30 protein-coding genes are annotated in these 26497 nt (G+C 48.1%); 4 read left to right on the top strand and 26 right to left on the bottom strand.

What is annotated here, in order from left to right; translation table 11 throughout:
• Positions 1–667: HAMP domain-containing sensor histidine kinase (locus LI149_RS09950; protein WP_255647472.1), on the top strand; the 667-nt coding region annotated here is incomplete at its 5' end.
• A 49-nt stretch (positions 668–716) separates the two neighbouring features.
• Here the strand turns inward: LI149_RS09950 and LI149_RS09945 are convergent.
• Positions 717–965 (bottom strand): DUF6061 family protein, encoded by a 249-nt coding sequence (locus LI149_RS09945; protein WP_110442440.1) that lies wholly within the window; start codon positions 963–965, stop codon positions 717–719.
• A gap of 421 nt (positions 966–1386) precedes the next feature.
• Between LI149_RS09945 and LI149_RS09940 the strand changes: the two genes are divergently transcribed.
• Together LI149_RS09940 and LI149_RS09935 are read left to right on the top strand one after the other, a co-directional pair.
• Entirely contained in the window at positions 1387–1569 is a 183-nt protein-coding gene (locus LI149_RS09940) for a type II toxin-antitoxin system HicA family toxin (RefSeq protein ID WP_055055841.1), read from the top strand.
• Positions 1570–1603: 34 nt separating this feature from the next.
• A complete protein-coding gene (locus LI149_RS09935; protein WP_055287299.1) occupies positions 1604–2005 on the top strand; it encodes a type II toxin-antitoxin system HicB family antitoxin in 402 nt (133 codons plus the stop codon).
• 65 nt (positions 2006–2070) lie between these two features.
• Here LI149_RS09935 and LI149_RS09930 read toward each other — a convergent pair whose 3' ends face one another.
• The 6 genes from LI149_RS09930 to LI149_RS09905 form a co-directional block, all read right to left on the bottom strand.
• On the bottom strand, positions 2071–2754 hold the full coding sequence (locus LI149_RS09930) for a hypothetical protein (protein WP_227143297.1): 684 nt from the start codon (positions 2752–2754) through the stop codon (positions 2071–2073).
• A gap of 375 nt (positions 2755–3129) precedes the next feature.
• Positions 3130–4341: a site-specific integrase gene (locus LI149_RS09925; RefSeq protein ID WP_015535499.1), complete on the bottom strand. Its 1212-nt coding sequence runs from the start codon at positions 4339–4341 to the stop codon at positions 3130–3132.
• Between the two features lie 143 nt (positions 4342–4484).
• Positions 4485–5717, bottom strand: coding sequence for a site-specific integrase (locus LI149_RS09920; RefSeq protein WP_015535500.1), 1233 nt, complete (start codon positions 5715–5717; stop codon positions 4485–4487).
• A 61-nt stretch (positions 5718–5778) separates the two neighbouring features.
• Positions 5779–6015, bottom strand: a complete 237-nt coding sequence (locus LI149_RS09915) for a helix-turn-helix domain-containing protein (protein ID WP_044933357.1) — start codon at positions 6013–6015, stop codon at positions 5779–5781.
• Between the two features lie 9 nt (positions 6016–6024).
• Positions 6025–6555: a type II toxin-antitoxin system PemK/MazF family toxin gene (locus LI149_RS09910; protein ID WP_227143296.1), complete on the bottom strand. Its 531-nt coding sequence runs from the start codon at positions 6553–6555 to the stop codon at positions 6025–6027.
• Between the two features lie 620 nt (positions 6556–7175).
• Positions 7176–7628 (bottom strand): RNA polymerase sigma factor, encoded by a 453-nt coding sequence (locus LI149_RS09905; RefSeq protein WP_044932497.1) that lies wholly within the window; start codon positions 7626–7628, stop codon positions 7176–7178.
• Between the two features lie 514 nt (positions 7629–8142).
• Here LI149_RS09905 and LI149_RS09900 point away from each other — a divergent pair.
• A complete protein-coding gene (locus LI149_RS09900) occupies positions 8143–8475 on the top strand; it encodes a helix-turn-helix domain-containing protein (RefSeq protein WP_049940538.1) in 333 nt (110 codons plus the stop codon).
• Positions 8476–8525: 50 nt separating this feature from the next.
• On the opposite strand, the gene LI149_RS09895 is transcribed toward LI149_RS09900, so the two are convergent.
• The 19 genes from LI149_RS09895 to LI149_RS09805 all read right to left on the bottom strand — a co-directional run bounded on the left by LI149_RS09895 (position 8526) and on the right by LI149_RS09805 (position 26482).
• Positions 8526–8699, bottom strand: a complete 174-nt coding sequence (locus LI149_RS09895) for a cysteine-rich KTR domain-containing protein (RefSeq protein WP_015535502.1) — start codon at positions 8697–8699, stop codon at positions 8526–8528.
• 131 nt (positions 8700–8830) lie between these two features.
• Entirely contained in the window at positions 8831–9202 is a 372-nt protein-coding gene (locus LI149_RS09890; RefSeq protein WP_015535503.1) for a metal-dependent transcriptional regulator, read from the bottom strand.
• 38 nt (positions 9203–9240) lie between these two features.
• The gene (locus LI149_RS09885; protein WP_015535504.1) at positions 9241–9828 is read right to left on the bottom strand and encodes an MptD family putative ECF transporter S component; all 588 of its coding nucleotides are present in this window, start codon (positions 9826–9828) and stop codon (positions 9241–9243) included.
• Between the two features lie 14 nt (positions 9829–9842).
• Positions 9843–10547: an energy-coupling factor transporter transmembrane protein EcfT gene (locus LI149_RS09880; RefSeq protein ID WP_044932499.1), complete on the bottom strand. Its 705-nt coding sequence runs from the start codon at positions 10545–10547 to the stop codon at positions 9843–9845.
• Positions 10540–12039, bottom strand: a complete 1500-nt coding sequence (locus LI149_RS09875; protein ID WP_044932501.1) for an ABC transporter ATP-binding protein — start codon at positions 12037–12039, stop codon at positions 10540–10542. The genes LI149_RS09880 and LI149_RS09875 overlap by 8 nt, the downstream gene beginning before the upstream one ends.
• Before the next feature lie 11 nt (positions 12040–12050).
• Positions 12051–13775: an ABC transporter ATP-binding protein gene (locus LI149_RS09870; RefSeq protein ID WP_227143295.1), complete on the bottom strand. Its 1725-nt coding sequence runs from the start codon at positions 13773–13775 to the stop codon at positions 12051–12053.
• A 1-nt stretch (position 13776) separates the two neighbouring features.
• Entirely contained in the window at positions 13777–15534 is a 1758-nt protein-coding gene (locus LI149_RS09865; protein ID WP_015535506.1) for an ABC transporter ATP-binding protein, read from the bottom strand.
• A 67-nt stretch (positions 15535–15601) separates the two neighbouring features.
• Entirely contained in the window at positions 15602–16228 is a 627-nt protein-coding gene (locus LI149_RS09860) for a TetR/AcrR family transcriptional regulator (RefSeq protein ID WP_044932505.1), read from the bottom strand.
• 166 nt (positions 16229–16394) lie between these two features.
• A complete protein-coding gene (locus LI149_RS09855; RefSeq protein WP_205506669.1) occupies positions 16395–18206 on the bottom strand; it encodes a CHAP domain-containing protein in 1812 nt (603 codons plus the stop codon).
• A gap of 33 nt (positions 18207–18239) precedes the next feature.
• Complete coding sequence (gene srtB / locus LI149_RS09850) at positions 18240–19028, bottom strand: class B sortase (RefSeq protein ID WP_015535510.1); 789 nt, start codon at positions 19026–19028, stop codon at positions 18240–18242.
• 17 nt (positions 19029–19045) lie between these two features.
• Positions 19046–19798 (bottom strand): DUF6674 family protein, encoded by a 753-nt coding sequence (locus LI149_RS09845; RefSeq protein WP_105205004.1) that lies wholly within the window; start codon positions 19796–19798, stop codon positions 19046–19048.
• A 26-nt stretch (positions 19799–19824) separates the two neighbouring features.
• Complete coding sequence (locus LI149_RS09840; RefSeq protein ID WP_081459202.1) at positions 19825–20229, bottom strand: DUF6075 family protein; 405 nt, start codon at positions 20227–20229, stop codon at positions 19825–19827.
• Positions 20226–22583 carry a VirB4-like conjugal transfer ATPase, CD1110 family gene (locus LI149_RS09835; RefSeq protein ID WP_081459203.1) on the bottom strand — a complete coding sequence of 786 codons (2358 nt, stop codon included), beginning with the start codon at positions 22581–22583 and terminating at the stop codon, positions 20226–20228. Before LI149_RS09835 ends, LI149_RS09840 begins: the two co-directional genes overlap by 4 nt.
• A complete protein-coding gene (locus LI149_RS09830) occupies positions 22576–22992 on the bottom strand; it encodes a PrgI family protein (RefSeq protein ID WP_227143294.1) in 417 nt (138 codons plus the stop codon). Before LI149_RS09830 ends, LI149_RS09835 begins: the two co-directional genes overlap by 8 nt.
• A 15-nt stretch (positions 22993–23007) precedes the next feature.
• A complete protein-coding gene (locus LI149_RS09825; protein ID WP_055271107.1) occupies positions 23008–23211 on the bottom strand; it encodes a hypothetical protein in 204 nt (67 codons plus the stop codon).
• A gap of 16 nt (positions 23212–23227) precedes the next feature.
• The gene (locus tag LI149_RS09820; RefSeq protein WP_015535513.1) at positions 23228–24064 is read right to left on the bottom strand and encodes a hypothetical protein; all 837 of its coding nucleotides are present in this window, start codon (positions 24062–24064) and stop codon (positions 23228–23230) included.
• Between the two features lie 73 nt (positions 24065–24137).
• Positions 24138–24491 carry a hypothetical protein gene (locus tag LI149_RS09815; RefSeq protein WP_015535514.1) on the bottom strand — a complete coding sequence of 118 codons (354 nt, stop codon included), beginning with the start codon at positions 24489–24491 and terminating at the stop codon, positions 24138–24140.
• Entirely contained in the window at positions 24475–26298 is a 1824-nt protein-coding gene (locus LI149_RS09810; RefSeq protein WP_227143293.1) for a VirD4-like conjugal transfer protein, CD1115 family, read from the bottom strand. Before LI149_RS09810 ends, LI149_RS09815 begins: the two co-directional genes overlap by 17 nt.
• Positions 26285–26482 carry a hypothetical protein gene (locus LI149_RS09805; RefSeq protein ID WP_015535516.1) on the bottom strand — a complete coding sequence of 66 codons (198 nt, stop codon included), beginning with the start codon at positions 26480–26482 and terminating at the stop codon, positions 26285–26287. The genes LI149_RS09810 and LI149_RS09805 overlap by 14 nt, the downstream gene beginning before the upstream one ends.
• Positions 26483–26497: the final 15 nt, after the last annotated feature.

The following is a 26497-nucleotide window of genomic DNA, read 5'->3' as shown; positions in this document are numbered from 1 at the left end:
CTATGAAGAATATGTGGAGGGCTGGGCACATGAAGCGAAAACGCCCCTATCGTTGCTGACCATGCTCTTGGATAACCGGAACGATGAAATCTCTCCTTCCCTGCAAGCAAAGCTGGATTATGTCCGCAGTCAGCTTCAGGAGGATGTCACGCAGATGCTGTACTATGCCCGGTTGAAGAGCAGTACAAAGGATTACCGATTTGAGGATGTCAATTTGAATGACTGCTTGGGTGAAGTTCTGGAGGACTATGCCCCACTTCTTGAAGAGAAGCAGTTTGTCATTCTCAACAAACTGCAATCTGAAACAGTCTATACAGACCGTAGAGGACTTCAGTTTATGTTGGGACAAATCGTTAGCAATGCCATCAAATATAGCAGCGATAGTCCCATGCTTACAATTTCCGTGATACATTCGGAGACCGCAGATATCCTTTCTGTTGAAGATAACGGCATTGGCGTAAAAAAATATAATCTGCCGTACATTTTTCAAAAGGGCTTTACCGGGGATTCTACTGACAGCAGAAAGAAGGCTACCGGTATGGGACTTTACCTGGTTAAGAAGATGGCCGACGATCTAAATCTTCATCTGGAAGCAGCTTCCCAGTGGGGAAAGGGCTTCAAGATTGTCATCTTCTTTCCTAAATTGAGATCCAACGGAGGGAAATAATATAAACAGAAAAACGCCCGCAGGATTTTCTCCTGCGGGCAGCGTGTTGTCAGCTATCCCAAGGCTTGTATTCTGTTACAGTTTTCAAATAGGTTTCGGGATCGCCGTTCAAGATAAGGTCTGCATACTCCAAAGGAGCGTTGTAGATCAAATAATCCAGCTCTGACCGCTGATACATATTGTCAGCAATCTCGTTCTCAACGGCGATAGTGTCAATCGCAATCATACTGCCGTCGCTGAATTTCACTTCCACACAGCAATTATCCATATTGTAGGCACAAGATATTAAGGTTTTCATGGTATGTCCTCCATAATTCGTAATATAAAGCGAAAATCCCGTCTGACTTCCTGTTAGAAATCAGACGGGATTTGTCCGTATGCACCCCGGAAACCGTCAGCTAACAGTTGATAAGTAAATTAGTTCCTTATCACTGTTAAGCCAAGGTTTCTGAGGTTTTGTATGCATTTTCTCGTCCCAAACGATTATCTCTTTGTGAACCGAAATTAACGTTTGCATAACTCCGAACGCCTATTTTACGGCATTTTTTGACTGTTTGTCAGTTACCCGTCTTTTACGCATATTCTCTCAAACACTTTTCCATTGTTTTATTATTATTTATCTCTTATAATTTTGAATATTTTCACGTATAATACGTATTTTCTATTGACATTACGTATTATACGTGTTATTATATACTTGTAAGGAGGAAACAATACAAATGAGATTTCGAGAAATTGAAAAAATAGTCCTCAATGACGGTTGGGAACTGGTAGATGTGAGAGGTTCACATCATCAATACAAGCATCCAACCAAAACGGGAAAAGTTACAATCCCAAATCATCGGGGCGACATTCCTCAAAGGGTTGTCAACTCCATACTCAAACAGGCGGGTCTCAAATGAGACCTGCCACCCATTAAAAGAAAGGAGCGTTATCATGAATTATATTTATCCTGCTGTTTTTTATCCGGAGGACGACGGAAAATATTCTGTTATATTCCCCGACCTCAATGATTTAGCAACATACGGGGATAATCTTGCGGATGCTTTCGCAATGGCTCAAGAGGCTTGCGGTCAGTATTTGTTCACATCTTTGCGTGATGGTGAGGTTCTCCCCGCTCCAACTCCTATTGATGCAGTCGAAAAAGACGAGGACGCAGCACTTGTCAATTTGATTTGTGTCAACCTTGACGAATACGCCCGTGCATACAATGACAAGGCAGTCAAGAAAACTTTGAGCATTCCTGCGTGGCTTAATACTGCATGTGAAAATTACGGTATCAATTATTCAAAAGTTTTGCAGGATGCATTGATTGCCAAACTTCAAGCACATTCATAAATTCATTATAACACAAGGACGACATCCGGAAATGGGTGTCGTCCTCTTTTTTATGTCCTTATTTTTTATAACTGCTCGAACTGTACATGCTCGGATTCTCCGGAGAGGTAAAGGTCGCCGATTGTTCTGACCATCTTCTTTCCGTCTACAACATGAATCTCTTTCACATAATATGACTGTCCTCTGATAGCACGACCGCAGATGTTGTCATTGCCCCACGCTGCCGAACGTCTGATATTGAGTGAACCGTCGCAAATGACTGTCACCCTCATTTTTCCCTGCGGAATGATGACCTTGTCCTCCTGCTGTTCCTCTGTTGCCTTGTCCGGCTCTGTATTCGCCCCATTTTCGCCGTTTTCCTGTTCGGTTGGTGGATTTGTCGCCTTATCCTCGTTTGAGGCGTTTTCGTCATCCTCTGCGTTCTCCTGCGGTGTTCCCTGCTCATTGTCTCCGGTTGCAAGTTTGCTCACATCGTCATTGACCGTTGTCATTTCCTTGAGCGTCTCTGCGTCTACTGTTCCGGTCTTGTTTCCGTCCGCAAGGGAATGTCTGTCAATGCGTATCTGCAAGACCTCGTCAGAAAAGACCAGTGCGGAATGTTTGACACGATGCAGATTGCAGAGAGGAACAGAGAAATGATTTCCGGAATCACTGGAAACATGCACGACGGATATGACATCATATTCAAGGATGGTTATTCCTGCCACTGTCGCACGAAAAAGGATGTCCGGTCTTGCATCATAGACCATTGCACTGAAAAAGGCGGTTGATACCGTCTTTTTTTCTGTCCTACGGAGGACACGCAAAGTCCTACGGAGGACACCTTTTTTCATGTTAGTTACCTGTGTGTTACCTGTTAGTTACCGGAACATTTTCGTGTGTTTTGAGGGTGTCTGATAGATTTTCAGAATATAAAGAAAACCCCGAAAATACTGGATTTTCGGGGTCTGTTGCTCTTTTTTGATATTCGGTTGAATTATCGTTTGCTGAACTGTGGTGCGCGACGAGCGGATTTGAGACCGTATTGGCGTACAGTTTAGCGCCAGTTTTCCTTGATTTTATGGGCTTTTTGGCCTCTGCCCTCAAATGTTGCCCCAGTATTTAATCATAAAAATGGGGGCATTTTAGACACCAACAGATGGAGCAAATGCAGCATTTACAACACTCAGAAGTTCCTCCGGTTTATTATACTTCACCTGCGCGTAAATGTCCATAGTCGTCTTACTGTTTTCATGCCCGGCAAGATATTGAACAGTTTTTGGGTCAATGCCTGCATACAGCAGGTTAGTAATATAGGTGTGACGAAGTTGATGTGGGGTTACATCAAAGTCAATGGCATACACTAACTTCGGGTTATTTTTCTGATGACTGCCAGGGGTAGGCGTTACCGTACACTTCACGCACTGGCCATTTACATACTTATAATAGTTATGGGGTTTCGTAGAGCGAACGGTTACATATTTCCATACCCGCTGAAACTGCGAAGATGAAAGAGGATTTCCATTTCTGTCAGCAACCACATATTCCGATTCGGTTTTCTCTTTCACTTCCCGCAGGCAGTCTGTCAAACACTTTGGGATCGGAATATCTCTCCGAGCCGCCTTCGTTTTCAGCGTTGTGGAAATCACCGGCCTGTTATGTTCTGAGCGCCATGCCCTCCGTACAGAGATGTACGGCGTAGGAACATCCAGAAATACGCAGTCCCATTGCAGTCCCAGAATTTCTTCACGACGCAGGCCGGAATATAAAGCGATCATTATAAAGGTATAGGGCGGAAGCCCTCGGACAGTATCTAAAAGTAGCTTCACTTGCTCATCCGTCAAGGCATTTATCTTTTTCCCCGGTTTTCCCCCTTTGGCCGAGAGTCCCTCACAGGGATTATATTCAAGTAACTGGCTTCGCTCTGCCGAATAAAAGACACATTTCAGGAGCATATTTACCTTACTATACAATCCAGCAGATTTTGAAGCCAATGGAATCATCGCAAGCCGAATATCGTCTGCAGTCACATCCTCAAGATACATATCGCCTAAAGGTTTGACAATATAGTTGTTCATGGTCTGGGTATATCCTCTCAACGTGCCGGAAGATACCTTTGCCGACTGCATGAGCAACCACTTCTCGCAATACTCTGCCACCGTTGGATGTTTTCTGCGGAAAACCGCCTCCTCTACCTGGCGTCGAGCCTCCATCTCCTTTAACTGGAGTTCCTCGCAGGTTTCAGCATACAAGTCCACCCTTTTTCCATCGGCATCGGTGATCCGAGTCCTGTAATATTGAATCCCCCTCCGCATGGCAGTGCCATACCGGGGAACATTTTCTTGTTTTTTCGCCATGATTTCAGTTCCTTTCTATTTAATATGTATTTCAGCGCCGATACCTTCTTTATACTGAAAAATCATGGCTCTATCAAAGGTGCGATTCTGGGAAACGCAAAGGGCGGGGAACACTCCCCGCCCTTTGTACGTTTTCCGTCAAATTATTGTGCCGCTTCGTATTCACCGCCATCCCATTCTGCAAAGGCTCCGCTTAAAACTCCTGCCAGTTGCTCCGGCTTGTTGTACTTTACCTTCGCATAAATGTCCATCGTGATCTTACTGCTCTCATGGCCAGCCAAGTATTGAACTGTTTTCGGGTCTACCGAAGCATGAATCAAATTTGTGATGTAGGTATGACGAAGCATGTGTGGCGTAACCTCAAAATCCAAGCTATATACCACATGACCATTGTTCCGTGCTTTTTCACCCAGCTTCGGGTAAAGCATATACTTCACATATTTCCCGTCCACAAGTTTGCGAGCTATCCTCGGTTTTGCTGTCCGTGTCACGATATACTGCCAAAGCCGCTTAAACTGCGTATAAGACAACGGCTCTCCATCCTGGTTGGCAATTACATAGTCTGATGTCGATTTTTTCTTTGCCGCTTTCAAGCACTCTGCCAAACGATCCGGGAGAGGGATATTCCGCTCCGCAGCCTTCGTTTTTAACTCTGTGAGAATGACCGGCCTATTATGTTCCGTGTGCCACGCCCGCCGGACCGTCAAATACGGCGCATCTGTATCCAGATATACCGAATCCCATTGCAGTGCAAGGATTTCTTCCCGCCGCAGCCCGGCATACAGGCCAATCATCACAAATACATAGGGCGGCAACCCACGAATGGCGTCCAAAAGCCGTTCTACCTGTTCATCCGTCAAAGCCTGCCGCTCCTCCTGCGGAACGCCTCCGCCTTTTGCCTCAAGGTATATCGTCGGGTTTGTATCAATCACATGGCTCTCCTTGGCCGCCCGGAAAATAGACTTGTAGAGGATTACCACGGACTTATATACTGAAGCCGACTTTTTAGAGACTGGCACAAGGGCAACCTGGATGTCATCCAGGGTTACATCGGCCATTCGTTTCTCACCCAGCTCCTTGATAATATGCCGCCGCACCTTGGATGTATAATCAATCAATGTGGTGGCACGGATATGGACGGACTGCATCAGAAGCCACTTTTCACAATACTCGGCGACCGTGGGGGATTTACGCCGGAATGTGGCGTTGTCGATTTGCTCAAGAGCCGCCATTTCCTTGTCGTAAACTTCCTCGCGGGTTTTTCCGTAAAGAATCACCCGTTTGCCATCTGCGTCCTCAATATCTGTTTTGTAATACTCATGCCCATTTATCTGGACTTTGCTGTACCTGGGAATTCGTTTTCTTTTTGCTGCCATTTTTCTACCTCCAAATGCAATCGGTGTTGTATCTTTGTTTTACCAAAACCGCACGATTTGCTCAAAGGTGCGATTTGTTTCCTCGCACATTTCGGTAGGTTGCTTTCTTTTCCACAGGTTTTGCCCGATAGGTGCATTTAGCAACATATTCCTGAAGGTAGGCAGAAGTGAAATATACGCACCCATTCGGTACATATTGAATATAGGAAATCAAACCGCTGTTTCTGGCTTCATCCAAGGTGGCAAGGCTGATTCCCAACAGTTTTGCCGCCTCCTTACGAGTAATCAGCTTTTCCATATCCAATCTTCACTTCCTTTCCTTCTTTTTTACTACTTCATAATCAAAACCGGGCCGCTGGCCGCAGTAGGTGCAGATGTCCTTTTCCACCCGGCCAGGGTGGACCCGGCGCAAATAATAAGAGCCTGTGCCGTAGAAGTTATTGGCACAGGCCGGACAAAGGCACATGATTAAATTTTTCGACGTTTCTTCAATCAATCCCACGCTGACTGCCAGAGCGCGGTTGAGCCGGCGGATATGCTGTTCCTCCAGATGTCCGATGTACGTTTCCAGCCGTCTTTTATCAATGGTGCGGAGCTGCTCCATCAGCACCAGAGAAGGCAGCTCCAGGCCGTTCTCTGCTTTGAGAAGGTAATGAGTGGGCAGCTTGGCCTTGGCGTCCACTTTGCTGGATATGGCTGCCACAATGACCGTGGGGCTGTGCTTGTTTCCAGTATCGTTCTGAATAATAAGGACAGGGCGATACCCTTCCTGTTCGGAGCCGATTCCCCAGCCCAGATCGGCATAGTACATATCGCCGCGCAGATATGTCTTATTCATGTCTATGACCTCCCTTTGAAATGCAGGCGGCAGGTGCCGCCTATGTAGAGCCGGACAGCAGAACAGAATGAAGGCCAGGGAGAGATAAAACAATCCTCCTGTTTTCATTGGCCCGTCCTGCTGTACGGCCCGTATTTCAAAGTGTTCCTATTTGTCCTCGACACCCCGGAACACTGCGGGAAGTCATCAAACGGCTGGCGGCTCACCAGCTCCACGGGGAATCTCACCCCTCGCGTGGTTCTCACGCAACCGCCCCCATTGCCTGCGACGGATCACGGCGGCAAACCGCTTCAACGCTCGGACGTTAGGCTGGACGGGAGTATCATTGTCCCCGCTGCTGGTTATGGCCGTACCGGGAGCCGCCCGGTACTGGCAGCCTGCTGTTTCTCGCTCCTTGCCTGGAAGAACAAACCAAAGACCTACAATCTCTTTTTTCGGTGGTGTCTCGTTGTTTTCTCCCGGCAGATCACTGCGCAGCCGCTACCTGGGCTTTGGCTTTCGCCAAAGCAGCGGGAATGTGCCTGATGAATGGGTATGCAGTTTTCAAGGTGCCATGAGGCCATAAAAAGAACCTCTCACCCTATTTGCCGTTGGGTGAGAGGTTCTATAACCGCTAAAACTTATTTTTCCAGAAAAATTTTTAGCTTTTTGAGGATTTTCATTTTCCTCTTATAAACGGCGGGCTGAGAAATGCCGAGTTCCACCGCCAGCTCGCTCTCCTTGCGCTCATCAAAGAATAATGCCTGGATCAGCGCACGTTCTTCTGGGGTAAGCAGGGAAAGCGCGGTATGTAGCCTGTCCACTTCCAGCTTGTGGAGCACCACGCTCTCCACGCTTTCCTGCTCATCGGAGAATTGCCGGGCATTTTCATCCACCAGCCGGTCCAAAGAATCTTCGCGGCTGGGGATGATCTGCACCACTTGGCCCTCCTTTCCGAGAACGAACCGCTCGGTTTTCAAATCGTTCTCAAAATAGCGCATTTTCCGGTCGCCCTGCATATAGGCCCGGTACACTTCATCCGTGACCTCGACAAATTGGCCGCGAATCCATATTCTTTTTTTATCAGCGTCCACGCTGTTTTCCCTCCGATCAGTCTGAATTGCGAGAAATTCAGACTGGCCGGCGGTCCCCTACAACGTGAAAATGGGGTTTCTCTATATTGAAAAACGCACCTGCAGAATGGGGTATTCCCCCAAACAGCAAGTGCGTTTCTTTTTAGTTCGTATAAATCATGGCATGATGGTTCAGTGCGAAGGGCATAGTATCCCGCTGAAAAACGGGAAGTTTTTTTGACCGTACACCGTCAAGCAGGCGGCCTACGACATAGAATCATACTCGCTGCTTCTAATAAGCAGCGGTGCGAAGGATGACCAACGCATGAAATATCCCTCCAGGCCAAAACGTGGTCTGGAGGGATGGGCATGACAAACCAACCTGCCAAAGCCTCGTTTTTTTTATTGACAGGGCCAGTTATACGATCCTGGTCAGTTCACTTTTATCCGCACTATCAGTTCTCTAAAATTTGAACTGCTATGCCATTATAAATCTGGCATAAATCCGTAAAATAGAAGGAGAGGTGAACTGAAAGTGCAGAATGAACATGAAATGCTTGGCGAGATCATCAAGAATGCCCGCATGAAAGCAGATATTACGGTCGAAGATCTGGCAGCCAAGGTCGGAGTAGGCGAGAGATTTATATATCGTATCGAGAACGAAGGCAAAAAGCCCAGCTACGACATCCTGTACAAGCTGATTCGGGAGCTGTCCATTTTACCCGATCAGATTTTCTTCCCGGAAAAGAAGATTGAGGATTCTGAAATGGAAAGCCTTGTCCGTATGCTGTATAACTGCGATGAGCGTTCTATGCAGATCATCAAGGCGACAGTTAGAGCGGCCTTGGATAGCCAGCCCAAAGAGTGAAAAAGAGCCGATGTCCGTGGGAAATTCTCACGGGTTCATCGGCTCTGCGTCTATGCGTCTGGCTCTTTGATGACAACGATGTGTAGCTGTTTCGCCTGAATCAAGCTCTTTCGTTTGCACTTCGGGCAGTAGAGAGGATAATTGATTAAAACCGTATCCTCCCTGATTCGATCACGGGTTTTATTCCCGCAGACGGGACAATAAACCCATTCTGTTTGCTGCATGGGAACCACCTCCATTCTCTTGTTTCCAAGACATGGCTGAGGACTTGCTACTCTGCAAGCCCGTCGGCGTGTCTTTTCTATTTAATCTTCATTTTTCCTCCCATAAGTTAGCCATTAAAAATTTATCCAGGTTAATCTTGTTTCTGTGTTGCTGTCTCTTTCAGCCGTGAGAAACTTTCGTCGCTGATGTTGTGTTCAATCCGGCAGGCGTCGGCCTCCGCAGTCTTGGGGTCAATACCTGCGGCGATAAGCTGTTCAGTAAAAAAACAGTGACGCTCATAGATTTTCTTGGCTGTTTCTTGTCCTAAATCTGTGAGTAAAAGAAAACTGTGATCATCCATTGTAAGGAAACCACCATCTTTTAGGACAGTCATTGCCCGCCAGACGCTTGGTTTGCTAACATTTAATTGTCGAGCTATATCAACAGAGCGCACCTCAATTTGTTTTTTAGCTACTATTAAAACTGCCTCTAAATAGTCCTCCATAGATGATGTTAAGGGCATAATGGTACACCTCCTTCTGACACATATAATTACTTCATTTACACCATACCTGCTTTTTTGAAATGCTTCTTGAGCAGTTTCTTAGCGATGAGCGCGCCAACAAAGGCGCAAATTGCAACAACGACAAGCATTATGATAGCTGTTACAGGTGATACTAACGTTTGCAAAATTCCCAAATAACTTTCGCCAAACATTCCCGCATACTGCTCAAGTGTTTGATTTGAGAAAAACAAGAAGGGAATATATGTACCACTGAATGCTGCTAAAACCATATAAATGATATAACTGAACGTAAGTGTTTTTCCATTAGTGCAACCTGTTTTCCACGCGATCAACGCAGAAATAATGCCAGCAATAATGCAGCAAATTATCATGGGCGGATAAAATCCATAAATGCCTGTTACCGCACAAAAAATGAACAGTGCCCACGGTTTCTTAGTCTTAGCTGCTACAAGGAAATATGTAATAGCTGCCAATAATGACCACAATGGACTTACCACTAACATCGTGTAGGGAGAAAAAGATAGGAACGCACAAATGATATAGATAACAAGTGCGCACAAAGATAAAAGAGCTGTGACGATCAAATCCTTTACTTGAAATCCTTTTTTGTTTTCGGTTTGCATGAAATAAATCCTCCTTAAAATGATATTGGTTGGAACGATGTCCATATGATAACCGCAAAAAGAGCAAGCATACCTATCAACAAAATACTATCTCTTAAGCGGAAATCAACTAATATATAGTGAGTTTTTTCACAAGGATAGCTGATGCCTCGCGTTTCCGCTGATGCGGATAATTCTGTCGCCGTCATCAGAAGGCGCATAAGTATAGGGACTAAAAAGCCTTCGTATGTCTGCGCCGGATGACTTACTATTCTCCAAAAAGACAATCCCACGCCCCTCGTTTTCATCCCTTGTTTTATATAAAGCACATCTTGTTTCAAAGATGGAAGAAATCTCAATATGATAGCCACTGGTATCACAATTGCTTGAGGGATATGACTTGCCTGAAGCGCTGCTATCAATTCCGATATTTCCGTAGTCTGAAATAGAATATTCAAAGCAAGTGCAATAGTCAAAATTCTTAGTAAAAAGAATGTTATCACGGAAGATAAATGAATTGGAAGGACTTGCGCCAACATAAGCAGAACTATATAAACTATTGCAACTTTGATACTTGTTTTCCAAAGTCCACTTAGCAAAGCAAACAGGCAAACGACGCCAAAGAGTAACAAGCCTGTTAAGCCTCCACCCAAAGCAAACGCCAAAGCTGATGTCAATAGAATCAACAGAAGTTTTATGCGAGAATCGTAATATACTCCATGCTTTCTCAATTTATTCACCACCTTCCTCCACCATAAAATTCTTTACGATTTTGAAATTGTTTTGTTCCGTCATTTGTAAATCATCTTTAATAATCCCTTCCTTCAAAAGCAAAGCGCGCGAGGCGGTCAGGCTGATAAACTCCAGATCATGCGTAATAATAAAGACCAGCTTTCCAGCCTCACGCATATAATTAACAGCATTGGCAACAGCGCACATATTATCCCAGTCTAACCCGCTTGTTGGTTCATCCAAAACGATGATTGGTTTTTCCGAAAGCATTGCCGCTCCTATTGTCAGTCTCTGTTTTTGACCGCCTGATAAAGCATACGGATGGCAGTCTTTGAAGTTTTCCAGATGGAGCATTTTCAAAATTTGAGACACTTTTTCATCTATGCTTGGAATCCTTTTGTTTCCTAACCTCAATTCCTCCGTCACACTGTCTGTATAAAGCTGGTGATCTGCCTCCTGCATAACAAAGTACACATAGTCGGATAATTTTTGTTGCTTCACATTCTTTCCATCAATGTAAAACGCACCTTGGCGGCAGCGAATCAAGCCAGACAAGATTTTCCCCAATGTTGTTTTCCCGCAACCATTTTCTCCAATCAAGGCAATCGTTTCGCCTTTGTAGGCTTCTAATGAAATGTTGTGAAGAAGTTCCGGCATGGCTTTATGCGAAAAGCTCAAATTTCTAATTTGGAGAAATACTTCCGAGCGGCAAATAGATTCTTTCCTTTCTATTTGTATTAAATCCAAATTTAACGGGCGAAGCCTTCTGTTGTGCATTTGGACAGCAGATAATTCTGCCATTTCCTCACCTGTTAATTCTTCGCAGATTTGACCATCCTCCATAATTAAAAAGCGATCTGCGAGTCCGTATAAGTAAAACAATCTGTGTTCTGAAACAATAATCGTGTGTCCAGCGGCTTTCAAAGCAGAAAGAATCTCTCTTACCTGTAAGATTGTATGAATGTCTAAATTAGCCGAAGGCTCATCCAGAACATAAATTTGTGGATTAAGAGTAGTCGCTGCGAGAAAAGCAACTTTTTGCCTTTCTCCACTGGACAGGGCAAAAATATCTCTGTCTTTTAGGTTCTCCATATTCAGTGACTGAAAGGCGCTGTTAACACGTTTAACGATTTCTTTATGTGGAATTCCATAGTTTTCGCAGGCAAATGCAACTTCGCTGGAACTGTTTGTAGTAAAAAATTGACTGCGGGGATCTTGAAAAATTGAAGCAATCTCTTTGCCAGCCTCACCGGCGTCCGATTCTTTTATGGAACGTCCCAATACAATGACTTCGCCGGATAATCTGCCTTCAAAAAAGCGGGGAATCAAATTATTGATACACCTGGTTAATGTGGTCTTTCCACATCCGCTCTGCCCAGTAATAACAAGAAATTCTCCCGATTTTATGATAAGCTTTACATCCTTTAGACTTTCCTGAGACTGTCCTTCATACTGAAAAGAGGCATGTTCAAAAGATATAATTGGAAATTGTTTTTTCATGGCAACACACCTCATAGCTTCCAACTGATGGATTTCTCCCTGCACTTCAAAAAAGTACGATAAATCCCTTCTTTTTCTGCTAATTCCTTATGGGTTCCCTTTTGAACAATATGGCCTTGATCAATGACAATAATTTGATCTGCCGTCCGAACAGTAGACAACCTGTGAGCGATAGAAATTAGTGTTTTATTTTTCGTCAATTCAAAAATTGCGTCCAAAAGAGCTTTTTCATTTTCCGGGTCTACGCTGGATGTCGCTTCATCCAAAATAACGATGGGCGCGTCTTTCAATATCGCCCTTGCTATTGAAATTCTCTGTTTTTCTCCCCCAGACAAAGTGGAACCTGCTTCTCCTATCATTGTTTCATAGCCTTGTGGGAGCGCCTCTATAAAATCATGGCAGCGGGCCCTTTTAGCGGCCTCTACCACCTCCGCATGGGTCGCGTTAGGTTTTCCGAATTTGATGTTATTTTCAATCGTATCATTAAACAGATACACCTTTTGGAATACCATACTTACATATGATAAAAGGCTATCACAAGTAAATTCTTTTACATCGTGTCCTCCAATTTTAACACTTCCAGAATTTACGTCCCAAAATCTTGCAATCATATTACACAAAGTTGTTTTCCCTGAACCTGACGGCCCAACGATAGCACAAGTAGAGTTCTGTGGGATTTTCAAGGTGATTCCATCTAAAGCCGGACGGCTGTCATAAGCGAAAATAACATCTTTCAGTTCAATCTCATATGATTTCAGGACAATATCCTTTCCGTCTCCATCTAAAACCGGTATATCTGAGATGAAATCCAGCCGATCCAACTGCGTAGCGAGCATTTTACTCAAAAAGGCCCCGTCATTCATCAATTCCAATTCCATGAACATTAAAAATGCACAGATGATAAATAAAAGGCAATAGGGCAATGTGATAACTCCCCACAAATAGAGCAAAGCTGACAATAAAAATAACAGGCAACTTGTAATCTTAAATACGGCTTCATACAGCTTCATAATTCCGGCAGTAGAAATTGTAACCGCTATATCGCTGCGACACTTATTTTCAAAGGCTTGATCCACTTTTCCTTTTCCTTCTTTGCCTTTTCCGAATATGCGCAGAACAGAAATGCCTTTTATGTATTCTAATGCACTTCCCACCAACAATTCCTGAGCATTTTGCATATCTTCCGTATGCGCGCCGGCCCGCTTTTTTATCTGGCCCAGTACAAGAATTCCCGCTAAAATTCCTGTTAAAGCCAAAAACCCAATCTGCCAGCAAAATATACCCAACATTAGCGTCATGGCAAGCGCCTGTACAAAACCTCCTACCAAAAATGTTAGTGCAAGCATACAATTCCCTTCCAGATCGGAAATTGTTGTTGTCAATACTGTTTGTACGGTGCCGAGATTATTTTCTGTAAAATAGCCCATTGGTGCCCTTTTGAGCTGATTTCCAATCTCAAGACGCTTTTCCCGGAAAATCTCATATCCAGACGCACTCATTAGCACATCGCTTAGGTACTGAAACAAAAAGCGGCCCAAAACACTAAGTGCAACAATTCCAAATGCCTGTAAAATGACAGTCTCTGTTAAGTGTTCGATATTCAACATTACCAATAGCACAGCAAAAAATACAAAGGCGGCGCAGCAGGATTTCAGAGCATTGAAGATCAGTCCGGCAATTACACGGGGACGATATTTCCCAGATAACCGTAAAATCCTTTTTATAATTGAAAACATATTAAAATGTCCCTCCTTCCACTTGATCAGCTGAACTCACATAATCACTCCATAATCTTTGATAAAGTGGGCATTCTGATAAAAGCTCTTCCTGCCTGCCGCAGCCAACAATCTTTCCATTTTCCACCACAAGGATTTGATCAGCCTTCTGGATGGTCGCAAGACGATGAGCTACTACGATGAGGGTTTTTCCTTTTACAAGTTTACTGATAGCGTTTTGAATGAGATACTCATTTTCTGGATCAGCATAGGCCGTGGCCTCATCAAGAATAATTACTCTTGCATTTTTTAGAATTGCCCTTGCGATAGTAATTCGCTGACGTTCTCCGCCAGAAAGTTTTCCTCCTGCGTCTCCGGCATTTGTATCATATCCGTTTTCCAACTTTACAATAAACTCATGACAGCAGGCAGCTTTTGCAGCAGCTACCACCTCATCGTCTGTCGCATCCGGTTTTCCGAGCCGGATGTTTTCACGGATACTTTCATCGAACAGAAAATTGTCCTGTGCAACATAACTGACTTCACCCATCAACTGTGCGAAAGGAATCTCTTTAATATTCTTTCCGCCAAAAATAACTTTTCCTTTTGTGGCGTCCCAAAAACCAGCCATGAGTTTTGCAATCGTTGATTTTCCGGAACCGGAAGGGCCGACAATTGCTGAAACAGTACCTGGTTTGATTTCAAAGGATACATTCTTCAGAACTTCCGTCTCGTTATAAGCGAAAGAAACATTTTCAAAGCGATAGGCTGTTTCATCCAGTGCAACATTTTTTTCTGGACGTTTCAGTTCCGGTTTTTCAATAAAATCCCGTATTTGATCGAGGCAGGCTTTCACCATATTAAATTGTTCAGAATATTTTCCTACTCGCATAAGCGGGGCAATAAATCCAATAGGAAGGATAATGCAAGTGATAAAATCTGATAATGGTAATGTTCCAGTCATATAAAGCCATGCGCCAATCGGAAGCGTTCCCAACAATGTTGTCGGCATTACAGCCTGAATGACTGCTGACCAAAGCCAACTCTGCTTCCACCATGCCAGAGTACTGTCATGGAAGAAGTTAATTGCACCTGTAAATTTACTATAAGAAGCACTTCCTTGATTAAATGCCTTAATAACCTCTATACCATTTACATACTCAACCAGCGTACTGTTCATCGCATTTTGTGATTTCATATAAGTGGTACTTTTATTCACATAATCGTTCATCATTCCAATGTAACCCAAAAGTCCGAGGGGAATTGTAATCAATGCAGCTAATCCCATGCGCCAGTCAAGAATAAATACCAGTAGTATACAGCATAGGGGAGCCACTACATTAGAGGTTATTTCAGGCATAAAATGAGCCATCGAATCCTCTAATTTTGAAACTGTATCTGCCATCAAATTTTTGAAATTTCCGGTCGGCGTATCCAACATGACGCCCATTGGAACCCGAAGCATTTTATCTGCGATTTTGCTACGGATATTTTTCAATATTTTATATGTAGCCTTATGCGACATAAAAGAGGATTGATATGTAAGCCACAGTTTTAATATTTGCCCGCCCAAAGCGACTGCAAACAAGATACATACATTTTGAATAGTAGCTGTTTTGTTAAATAGTTCCGCGACTAATAATGACACTGTAATAAAGGGGGCCATCCCGAATAGTTCGCCCAGCGTTGCAAGAAAGGTTGAAAGATATAGTTGCTTTTTATTATTTCCTGCATAACTCAACAATTGCTGAATTGCTCCAGGTTTCGTTTTTTTCTTCATGAAAAATCCTCCTTAAATAGGTTAGCGAAAACTAATTATTTGGCAAAAAATAAATGGCAAAAGCCACTTATTTTAGTGGAAGCCCTAATACACCATACCAGCCATAGTGCTGGAATTTTATGATATTTTTTACATAATCCTCCGCCTTTTTATAAGGAACATCGTGCAAAACACACTCACATAGTGCAGTAATATATCCATGCGTCAAAATGTGTATTTCTATATCGTTTGGCAGACATTTCGCATATCCCGCTTCATATGCCGCCTTTACAAATAGGGCATTCTGTTTCGTATATTGAATTGTAATTTCTTCTATAAAGTTTTCGACGCGAGAACCTTTGCTGCATTTCAGCAAGAGTTGAAATTCCTCCAAATGCTCGTACATATAGTTGACATATGTCATTGCCTGAACATATGACGCTTCAACAGAATCCCTTTCAATAGCTTCTCTAATTCCAACTTTATCGTAAGGTTCTGCATTATCCAGAAAATCTAATGTATAATGGTAAACATCTTCGATTAAGGCAAAAAACAACGCTTCTTTATCCTTAAAATGTCGATATATTGCACCTGTTGTAACCTTTGCAGCGGTAACAATATCTTTAAGCTGCGTTGCCTGAAAGCCTTTTTTTAGGAATTCCACTTTCGCACATTCCATAATTCGCTCTCTTGTCAAGTCGGAACAGTAACTCAAAATATTTTCTCCCTTCTCTGATAATCGCTTTATTTAAGATAATCTAATTATCAAACCAAAATCAGAATAGCATATTTTTGTCTTGCTGTCAAGGGGACGATGCTTTTGTTATTATCATTATGTACCCAGCCGCCTGTGCGGCTGGGCTTCTTCTTTTTTGGAGCTGTTAACAGGCAGGTGTGCCATACCCGTAAATCTCATAGTATCCCACGGGATAGCTGTTCTGTCGCACGGAGTCGCCAGAGTTGCCCTCCACGGTGTAGACGCGGCCATTCTCCACCTTCTCCACAATCCCCACATGGTCGGAAGAACCGTCTTGGCCTCCATCATCCCAGTCAAAAAAGATGATGTCGCCGGGGCGCGGCTCATAGCTGTTATCCTGCCACAGCCCACGCTCCTGGAACCAGGGAACACCCTGGGACGCGCAGGCCGCAAACTTCGGGATCACGCCGGCTTCGATATAACCGCACTCATTGGCGCACCAGCTTACAAAGCAGGCGCACCATTCCACACGACTGCCAAAGCCGTACCAGCTCCAGTACGGTTCGCCGCCAACATTGCCCACCTGGGAGAGCGCCACCGTGACGATTTCGCCATCCCCTCCGGTAATGCCGTAAAGCACCTGGGACCAAAGGGAATTGTTCTCATCGGCTAAAAGTTCCGCCATCTGTTCCCGCTGGTCCTCGTTAAAGCCGAACTGGTTGGCCATTTCCTCCGCAGTCTTGTGGCTGACAGTGATATACAGATAGGTTTGCGTGACCGTGGTTTCCGTTTCCACGATATTGCCGTTGCCGTCATCGGATGTTTCAATCACTGTTTCCGTCTGGGTGGACGTGCTGGACGAGATCTCATTCATCTGCCAGAAGATGTCCTTTAACAGCTCTAGCTTCTCATCATCCATGGTGGCCACTTCCTGGGCGTTGTCCGAATCGGTGGTGGTTTTGACGGCGTAAACCGCCAATACCTCTTTCCACACAGCGCGGGAACCGGACATCTCCAACACATCATAGCTGTGGGACGTCTTGATCTCATCCAGGTTCTCCTGGTAATCTGTATTGATCTCCTGTACAGCAGTCTGCATGGTCTGCCCGGTGCCGGAATCCTCGCCGGAAAAGAAAATCCCAAAGCAGGAGCCGATAATCATACCGATGAGGCAGATTACAATAATTACCAGCACGGCGATCCAGCCCCCGGCAGCGATGGCGGCAATCAGCGCCTTGGTGGCTGCAATGATGGCTTTCACCGCCGCAACCGTAGCCTTGACCGCTGCCTTTGCCGCAACTACCGCAGTTCGAGCCGCTATGCGGGCGGCATGAGCTGCAGCCCTGGCCGCCCGCGCCGTGGCCTGGGCAGTCCGCTGGGCAGCTTTAGCCGCCTGTTGGCTGGTCTTGATACTGGCCTTGGCAGTCTTTTCCGCCGTCTTAATGGATTTGCTGGTGGTTTTTATGGTTCCCTTGGCCGTGGAAGAAGCCTGCTTGATGTTTTTTCGGCCCCTGTCCACTGTCTTAATGCCTTTCTTGCCGCGGTCCAGGGTCTTGATGGCCCCGCGCTCCTGACGGACCGCCTTGGCCGGCTCGGAAACCGTATCGGCTGCCTGACGGCCACTCCAGCGTGTGGCGGGCTGCCCAGCCTGCTGAGCCGCCTGTTTCTCCGCTTGTTTTTTCAGCTGTTCGGCTGCGGCTTTCCGCTTTTGGATTTTCTCCTTGAGCTGGGAGATATTCTCCTTAGTCGTCTGAACCCCTCTGCGGCCCTGTTTATCAAACTGGTGAACCGCTTCATGGGTGACGTTATCCACCCCAGCGGAAAGGCGGTCGGACGCATATTCACCAGGAGAGCTTTCCTCCGCATACAGGCTGTGGTCGGCCTTATCCTTGGTGCGGATATATGCCTCCTTCATCCGTTCAGAAGCAACCGCCGCTTTATCAATCGCTTTAATGCCTTTTTTCGCAGAAACTCTTGTTTTTATACCCTTGCCCATGGGCTTCACCTCCTTCCCCGGGCGGGGCCGCCCTTATTCCTCCAGCAGCTTGGCGACAACCACCATCCGCCCGTTGGTTCGGGAATACTCGCAGGTGGAAAGGGTAATGAGCTGGTCGCCGTATTCCGCAGTCACGCCCGTGTCATAGAGCGCCAGTTCCTTGCACTTGGCAATAAACTCGTCAAAATCTTCTTCCTGTTCGGCCCGGACGAAGTGGTAATACTTGAAGCCTTGCTCTGAGTAGGCCACCGTCTTAAATGCGGCGATTACCTCATACTCGCCAAAGCTGTCCAGCGTATCAAAATGAATGGTCTTGTGGTCCTGGTAGAAATCCTCACTCTCGTACTTGCACAGATCGGAGAACATACTGCCGTTGTTCATGTGATGGCCGTACAGCATCAGATTGTCGGAAATGCCGACGTCGCAGTTTTCCTGCATATAGGGCACCCCATAGCTGCTGTACGACTTATCAAAAGCGTGCTTCAGATAGAAGTTGGGGTTATCCTTGGTCTGCATGACGGGATAATCAATCCGGGTGCCGGGAATAGAAATCCAGCCCACCAAATCGCTGTTCTTGGCGTACACATCCGCATACTTTTCAAAAGCCGTGAGTTCTTCCGGCTCCTGGGCCGGGTCATCGGCCAGCTCCAGCGCGGGCAACTCCACATCTTCCTTGACCAGCCCGGCCACCTCGTCAAAGGCTTCGGCGCTTTGCTTTTGGTCCAGATATTCGCGGGCCAACATAGCCCCGGAGAAAAGGAACAGGGCGGCACAAAAGGCCGCCCCAGCGATCATCAGTCTGCTTTTCACTTTGTCACTCATATTTCACCCTCCTGTACTTATCGTGCCTGTTCCTTGCTGGCCGCTTGGCGGCGCTGCCCGGCCTGGGCCGATCTCAACCCCTGCAGTTCGGTTTTCACCGATGAGCGCCCGCCATTGATTCGCTCCACCGTGAGCGCCATGTCGCGTTCCATTTCCGAAAACACCTTGCCGCAAGACAGCACAAAGCTCCGCAGCTTGGCAAGCACACCCTTATCCGCAGATAATTCCTTGCTTTCCTGGGGTTCCTTTCCCGTAAGGGCAAGCCCGGCGTTTTTGATGTGGCCACCCGCCTGGTGCAATTCTTCCCGCATGGAGTCCAGTCTCACAGCGAGTTGCCCCATGCTTTTTTCCGAATGGGCAAAGCCCCGTCCCATCCGGGAAAGAACTGAGGGGATGTGCAGGGCCTGGGCCGCATGGCACAGGGCAGAGCGCCCTTTTTCCCGGAAGGTCTGCACCATCTGCTTTGCAGATGAAATGAGGTTTTCCTTTGCCGTGGAAACCATCACTTTGGTCTGGCGGACTTTACCCTCCACAGTGTCCGCAAGCTGGGAGCACCGTGCGCGGATTCCCTTGTCGTGGAGCTTGCCCACCTCCAGGCGCATTTCCTTCATTTCGTCCATCATCTGGGACAGCTTTTCTTCCATACCGTCGATATAGCCCACCAGGGCCTGTACTTCTTCCTTCTGCTTTTGAAGCCCGCTCTGTTCCAGAACGGAAATCAGGTCTATGATCTGCGGGTGGTCCCGCAACGTAAGAGCCGGTTCAGCCATTGTTCATTCCTCCATTCTCAAACGTATCATCGCGCCGGTTCCGCCTGCTTTCTTACAGGGGGCAGCTCCCGGCAGTATTTCGGGTAACGGATTTTCACGCCTTCCATAAAGTAGGGGGCGAACTCGCAGCAGAACAAATCCTCCGGGGAATAGGCGTTGCTGTGCTCCGGGTCGGTATAGCCGTTCCAGAGATTAAAAGCAAGGCGGCACACCCGGACGGTGCCGCTGGTCTGCCAGCCGCCGTGCATACCATCCGGCTCGATACAGTCCTGCTTGAAGTCAAACATCTGGCGGATGTTTGACCGCGTTTCCGGGGCAATCCCCATCACATAGAAAAAGGCCCGGTGGTAACAGTCGTTCCTCCGAGCCTCGCTCATCATATCCAAAAAGAAATCCCGGTGTTCCGGGGACGCAAAGCGAAGATTGCTCATACCGGCACCTCCTCGCCGCCGAATACGCCTTCACCGGGCTTGGTCGTCATCAGGGCATAGAGCTTGGTGTCACGGGGGAATCGGTTGATGAACGGCACCAGGGCGCTGCCATACCGGATGAGGCCGCAGCCAGCGTCCGCATTGGTGACATAGCTCATCTGCTCGTTGGAGATATTGAGGAGCTTCGCCAGCTTTGCCCGGTCGGACGCCGCCTGGTTCAGCATGACGATAAACTCCGAGTTAGAGAGCATGGTGCTGGCCTGGACGGAATCCAAAAGGTACTCCACGTTCTGGGTGATAGCAGTCGGGTAGGCCCCACGCTTTCTAAACTGCCTCCATGCGGAATTAAAGAAAATGCCGCTTTGCTCATTCTCAAACATCACATGGAACTCGTCGATGAACACATGGGTGCGCTTGCCCCGTTTCCAGTTGAGGGTGACGCGGTTGAGGATCGTATCGGTGATGACCAGGGAACCGGCAGGCTTTAGCTGCTCGCCCAGGCCGTGGATGTCGAACACCACATAGGGCTTGTTCAAATCCACCGTGCTTTCCCGGCCAAAGATGTCCAGGGAACCGGTGGTGTAAAGCTCCAGGGAAAGGGCGATCTCCCTGGCCTTATCCTCCGGCTGCTCCAGCAGTTTTTGACGCAGGTCGCAGAGGGTAGCCACCCTCCCGGCATTCTCCGCCTCCGGGTACACCAGGGCGGTGCAGCGGTCGATGATGGATTTATGCTGCGGCCCCACGCCGCGCTTGTCGATCTGCTCGATGAGGGACATGACAAACTGGCTCTTTTCCACGATGGGGTTTTGCTCACCGTAGCCCTCCACCATATACATGGCGTTGAGGCGGTCCTTGCCGCCTGCCACCAGATGGGCCACCGTCGCTTTCTCCCGGCCCAGGGCTTTGACGAGTGCGCCAAATTCTCCCTCCGGGTCACAGATCAGGATGTCGTCATTTGCGTAATCTGGGTGGAGCATAAGAAACGCGATCAGCTCCTTGGCGCTGAAGGACTTGCCCGCGCCGGGGACGCCCAGCAGGAAGGCCGACTGGTTCAAAAGGTTCGCCTTGTTGCACATGATGAGGTTGTGGGAAATGGCGTTCTCTCCAAAGTAAATGCCGCCCTTATCCTGGATCTCCTGGACCTTGAAGGGGATGAATACGGCCAGGGATTCCGTGGTGAGGGTACGGAAGGCGTTGATTTTCCGCACCCCGATGGGCAGGGCGGTGTTCAGGCCATCAAGCTGCTGGAACTTGAGCACCGCAAGCTGGCACATGTGCTTTCGCGCCACGGAAAGCACCGCTTCGGTATCGCTGTCAAGCTGCTCCTTGGTGTCGGCGGTGATGGCCAGGGTCATCACCGCGAACATCATCCTCTGGTCGCGGGTGGTGAGGTCATCCAAAAACTCCTTGCTTTCCTTGCGCTGCAATTCCATATCGTAGGGGACCACAGCAGAGAAGTTGTTGTTGGCGTTCTGGCGGCGCTGCCAGTTGGTGATGTTGGTTTCCACACCCAGCAGGCGGTTTTCCACCTCCCGCACGGCCTCATCCGTGGGAACCGGCACAATGTCGATGGAGAACATCAGATTTCGGTTGAAATCGGTAAGCTCCGTCACCATGTTATCCTTAATATAAGAGGCGTAGTCTTTGAGGAACAGCACCCGGCAGAACTTGCCGCCCAGCTTCAGATAGTCGCTCTTTTTTTCGATCCCGTCCGGGCAGATATAGTCCTTGAAGCTGTGGCCCCGCTTCATCATCTCACGGGCATTGAAAACAAACTCGGATTCCTCGCCTTGGCGGTAGAAGTCGTGCAGGATACGCAGGCGCTCGGTGGCGTCCAGCTCCACGCACTTGGAGCCAAGGGCCGCAAAGTGGGAAATCAGGTCGGCTCCCACACGAGAAAAATAGGCGCGGGCCTCCTCAATATCCTTCTTCACCACGGAGATGGTGATATACTTTTCCTGCATAATGCCGTTGGCTCCGGTGGCTTTATCCAGCAGCATTTGGTTATATTCCCCCCGGTACTCATCCCGGAAATCCCCCTGCATGGGCATGAGGATGGACGTTTCAAAGTTGGCCTGATTCATACGGCGGTTATTGATGGTGATTTTCGTCACCGCACCGGAATCCAGGGAATTGAGCAGCTCCGAATAGGTGAGGAACATGGATTCCTTGTCCTCGCGGCTGGCCACCAGATAGTTGATGTCGCTGAATTTATAGGTTTTGGAGAACTTGTTCCCCACAAGGAAGATGCCGTCCGGCCAGATACGGCGGACGGGGATCACATCCTGCACCTTCCGGGGGACGGTGTAACGCTCCTTTTCCTGCTTGGACATGGTTTTGATGGTCTTAATCATGCTTGGCCTCCTTCCGTTTGCTAAAGTGTTTCGGCTCCTTCCGGCGCTTCTTGCCGGGCCGCCCGGTTTGCAGCTCCTCGATGGTATCTTTCAGGGCCGCATAGTAGTAGTAGTTGCTGTCCTCGAACTTAAACTCCTTCGGCTCCAGCATTTCCGAGCGCAGCCACGCCCAGATAAATTGTTCCGCCGTCATACCGTGATAGGTGATGAACCCCAGCATGGCAAAGGGGGCCGCCCCCAAAATGCACATCCAGGACAGGGTTTCCACCCCAAAGTAGGGGCGCAGGATAAAGTAAAGGCCCACGGCCACGCTGCAGGCGAGGACAGAAAAGATGAACTGCCGCATACTCAGCCCGAAAAACATGGATTCGGTGTAGTTGCGGATTTCCCGGTTGATCTTGACTTCCAAAATATCACCTCACAATCACATCGCCGGTTTCCAGGTAAACAATGCTGCTCTTGGGTATATAGGCAAAGCCCAGCAGCCGGTCGCCCACGGTAAAAATCTCGTCTGGGGCTGCTTTGGAGAAGTGCCCACAATTCCCTTTTCAGCGGGCAGGTCGTAATCCTCCACCATTGGGATGGCGGTTCCATCAATCAAGTGCAGCACATAGGTTTGATAACGCATTTATTTTCCTCCTTTTTTACAGGCCCATCATCTCGCGCACCACGCGGTCGGCCATTTTCACCGCGCCCACGAGGACAAGCATATTAAAGACCAGCTCCCCGATATAGCTCCACACCTGGGTGACTGCCGCCGCATTGGGGTCAATAGCAGGCGGGGCCGCCGCGAACAGGGAAAAGATGATACAGGCCAGCACAATGATGGCCCCTTCCAGACACACGGCGGCATAGCTCTTGATAAAACTCTTGCCCACGTTTTGGGTCGGTTCCCCGGCGAAGGTGGACAGGGGCACCGGCGCGATGGCCGTGTATAAATAGAGCTTAAAAAACCGCCCGTAGACGGTCATTATCATAATGAAAGACAATATCGTGATAAACAGCCCGCCAATGAGCGTCACCGCCCAGAGGGGGATACTCTCGAAAAAGCCGCAGCTTTCCACCGCCGTGACAATCTCCTGGGGGAGAACCGTCTGCTGCGCGGTTCCAAAGCCCGCCGCGTTCATTATTGTTGAAACGAGGCCCTGGACGATATTAAAGAGGGCCATCATCAGCTCCAGCCCATAGGTCACGACACCTTTGGCAATGGCGAACCGGATAAACAGCTTTAAGGCGTGCTCCGGTTTCTTTACCTCGGCAAAGCTGCCGCAGGTACGCATGACGCCCACTACAAAGAACAGCACCAAAAGCGCAAGGCCAATGGCCCGCACCGCGTCGTGGATGTTGACAATGACGCCCCAGATGGAGCCACCCTTAAACTGTTCCGGGCTTTGGGTGATGAGCTGCCAGATCTCGGACAGGTACTTGTTCCAGGTGTCGAGGGCATTTTGCAAATTTTGAACAACCCAGTTATCGGACATTCAACAACCTCCTTTCCGGCAACGGTAAGGGGCAGGCCGCCATGGGCCTGCCCCCACACTGCCGTTATTAGAATCAGCCGGTAATCAGGGTCAAAATCTCCTTCGCAAACGTAATCACAACACCGCCGGCCAAGGTGAGAAAGCCGTTAGCCCTCTGGCTGGGGTCATGGCTTTTCAGAGAAAGGCCGATCTGCACGACGCCGAAGCCCAGCAGGATCATACCCACGGCGCGGATCAGGCCGAAGATGAAATCACTGAGGTTGTTGATAACAGTCAACGGGTCGCTGGCGGCAAAGGCCGTAGTGGTGCAGCAGCACAGCATGAGCACCAGGGCTGCATAAACAGCAAAGGCGCTCCGGCTCTTTTTTCCCATGGGCAGGCTGCGGGTTTCTTTCTTCTGCTTGCTTTCCTTATGAAACAGTTTCATTTTTGGTGTCCTCCTTAAATTGAAAGATATTCTCCATGTCCTCATCGGACAGAAGTTCGTAAAGGGTTTCCGGCTCCTGGATATTGGCAAGGTCGCCGGGGGTGAGGCGGCCAATGGTCATATCCGCCACGGCGTTTTCAGTGCCGCCGTGGGAATAGACAGGCGCGCCGCCATCGGTGGTGTACTTGATGTTGGGATGTTTCAAAAGGTCATACTTTTCATCCATCAGCGGCGCTTCGCCACGGATAAAGAGCAGGGCCAGGTTATTGTCCAGCATACGGACCTCATCGGGCGTCATCAGCTCCCGGCCCGTGATCTGGTTGTTGGTGGAGTAGCTGCCGGAATGCCCGGTGCTCTTGCCGTAGGTGTCCAGCCAGAGGGTGCTTTTCCCCAGGTAGTTCTCAGAGATCAGCTTGTGAGTGGACGTTTCATTGCCGCCCAGGTACAAAAATTCATCACAGTTGCCGATGATGGATTCCCATTGCTTTTCAAACAGCGCCTTGAGCTGGGCAATGTTCTGAATGATGATGGAAACGCTGATATTCCGGGAGCGCATGGTGGCCAGCAGCTTGTCGAAATCATCCGGCAAGCTCACGTTGGCGAACTCATCCATGAGAAAATGCACCGGTACGGGCAGGCTACCGCCGTGTACCCGGTCGGCAGAATAAAAAAGTTCCTGGAAAGTGCTGGCATACAGCAAACTTACCAAGAAATTGAAGCTGGCGTCGTTGTCCGGGATGAGGGCAAAGAGTGCCACTTTTTTCTCGCCCAGGCTGGAAAGGTCCAGTTCATCCGTGGCGGTAAGAGCCGCCACCGAAGAAAGATTGAATTTTTCCAGGCGGGACGCCAAGGTGATTTGGATGGATTTCAGCGTTTTGGCAGAGCCGGAACGGTAATCCTTGTAATACTTCACAGCGATGTGATCCGGGGAGCGCATTTCCAGCCGGTCAAACAGTTCGTCAAGCGGCGATTGGTAGGAATCATCATCCTCCCGCACCTCCCCGGCTCGGAGCATCTCCATAATCATGGGGAAATTCTTCTCATCCTCCGGCGCTTCGTACCACAGATAAAACACCAGCGCCATGAGGAGCATACTGGCCGCAGTATCCCAGAAAGGGTCGTTGGACTGGCTCCCTTTCGGAGTGGTGGCTTTGAAAAGGTTCGTCACCATCTTCTGCACATCGTTGTCGGATTTCAGATAGGCAAAGGGATTGTAGCAATGGCTTTTCTCCATGTTCAGAAGGTCCACCACCTTGATCTCATAGCCCATCTGTTCCAACAGGTCGCCGCAGTCACGAAGCAGTTCCCCCTTACAGTCCAAAATAAAAAGGGACGTATTGCATTGGCAGATGTTCACTTTGGCGTAGAACCGACTTTTTCCCGCACCACTGCCGCCCACCACCAAAGTGTTGAGGTTGCGGCGGTGCTTCCGGCCATCCAGCCCCATGCGGACGTGCTGGGTAAAAATGCGGTTTTTGAACGGATCCTTGTCCCGGTATTTCTTATTCACGGCCCGCGGATCGCCCCATTTGGCGGAACCGTGTTCTTCACCTCGTCTGTAATTGCGCCGGGAAGAAAGATAAATGCCAATGCCCAGCCCATAGGCGGCAATAAAAATGAGGACAGTTTTTACACTGTCCTCACACCACACGATTTTGAATGGATTGTTCATTGCCGCAGGCAGGGCGCTGACGATCTCCGAAAGTCCCCCGGAAATGGCAGGCGCAATCAGCAGGGCGAACCAGATCACCGGGACCAGCCCCAGGGCATAGAGCCAGGGGCCGCCCGCCTTATTATCTGGCTTCATCCCGGCGCTTCGCTTTCTTGTCTTTTTGGGCTGGGGCGTCAATGGTTTTCAGCAGAACGTCCTCCACCGGGCCGGGGTCACGCTGTTCCTCCAGCATATCGTTGCGCAGTTCGTTGAGGGCGCGAATCATGATCCCATGCTCATAGCTGTCCAGGGTGAGGACGACTTTTTCCTGTTTTTCCATGGGTCTACTCCTCCT

Source organism: Dorea sp. 210702-DFI.3.17, from assembly GCF_020560825.1.
Classification (GTDB): domain Bacteria; phylum Bacillota; class Clostridia; order Lachnospirales; family Lachnospiraceae; genus Dorea; species Dorea formicigenerans.
Note: the sequence above shows the minus strand (reverse complement) of the source record. Positions and strands in the feature narration are given on the sequence as shown.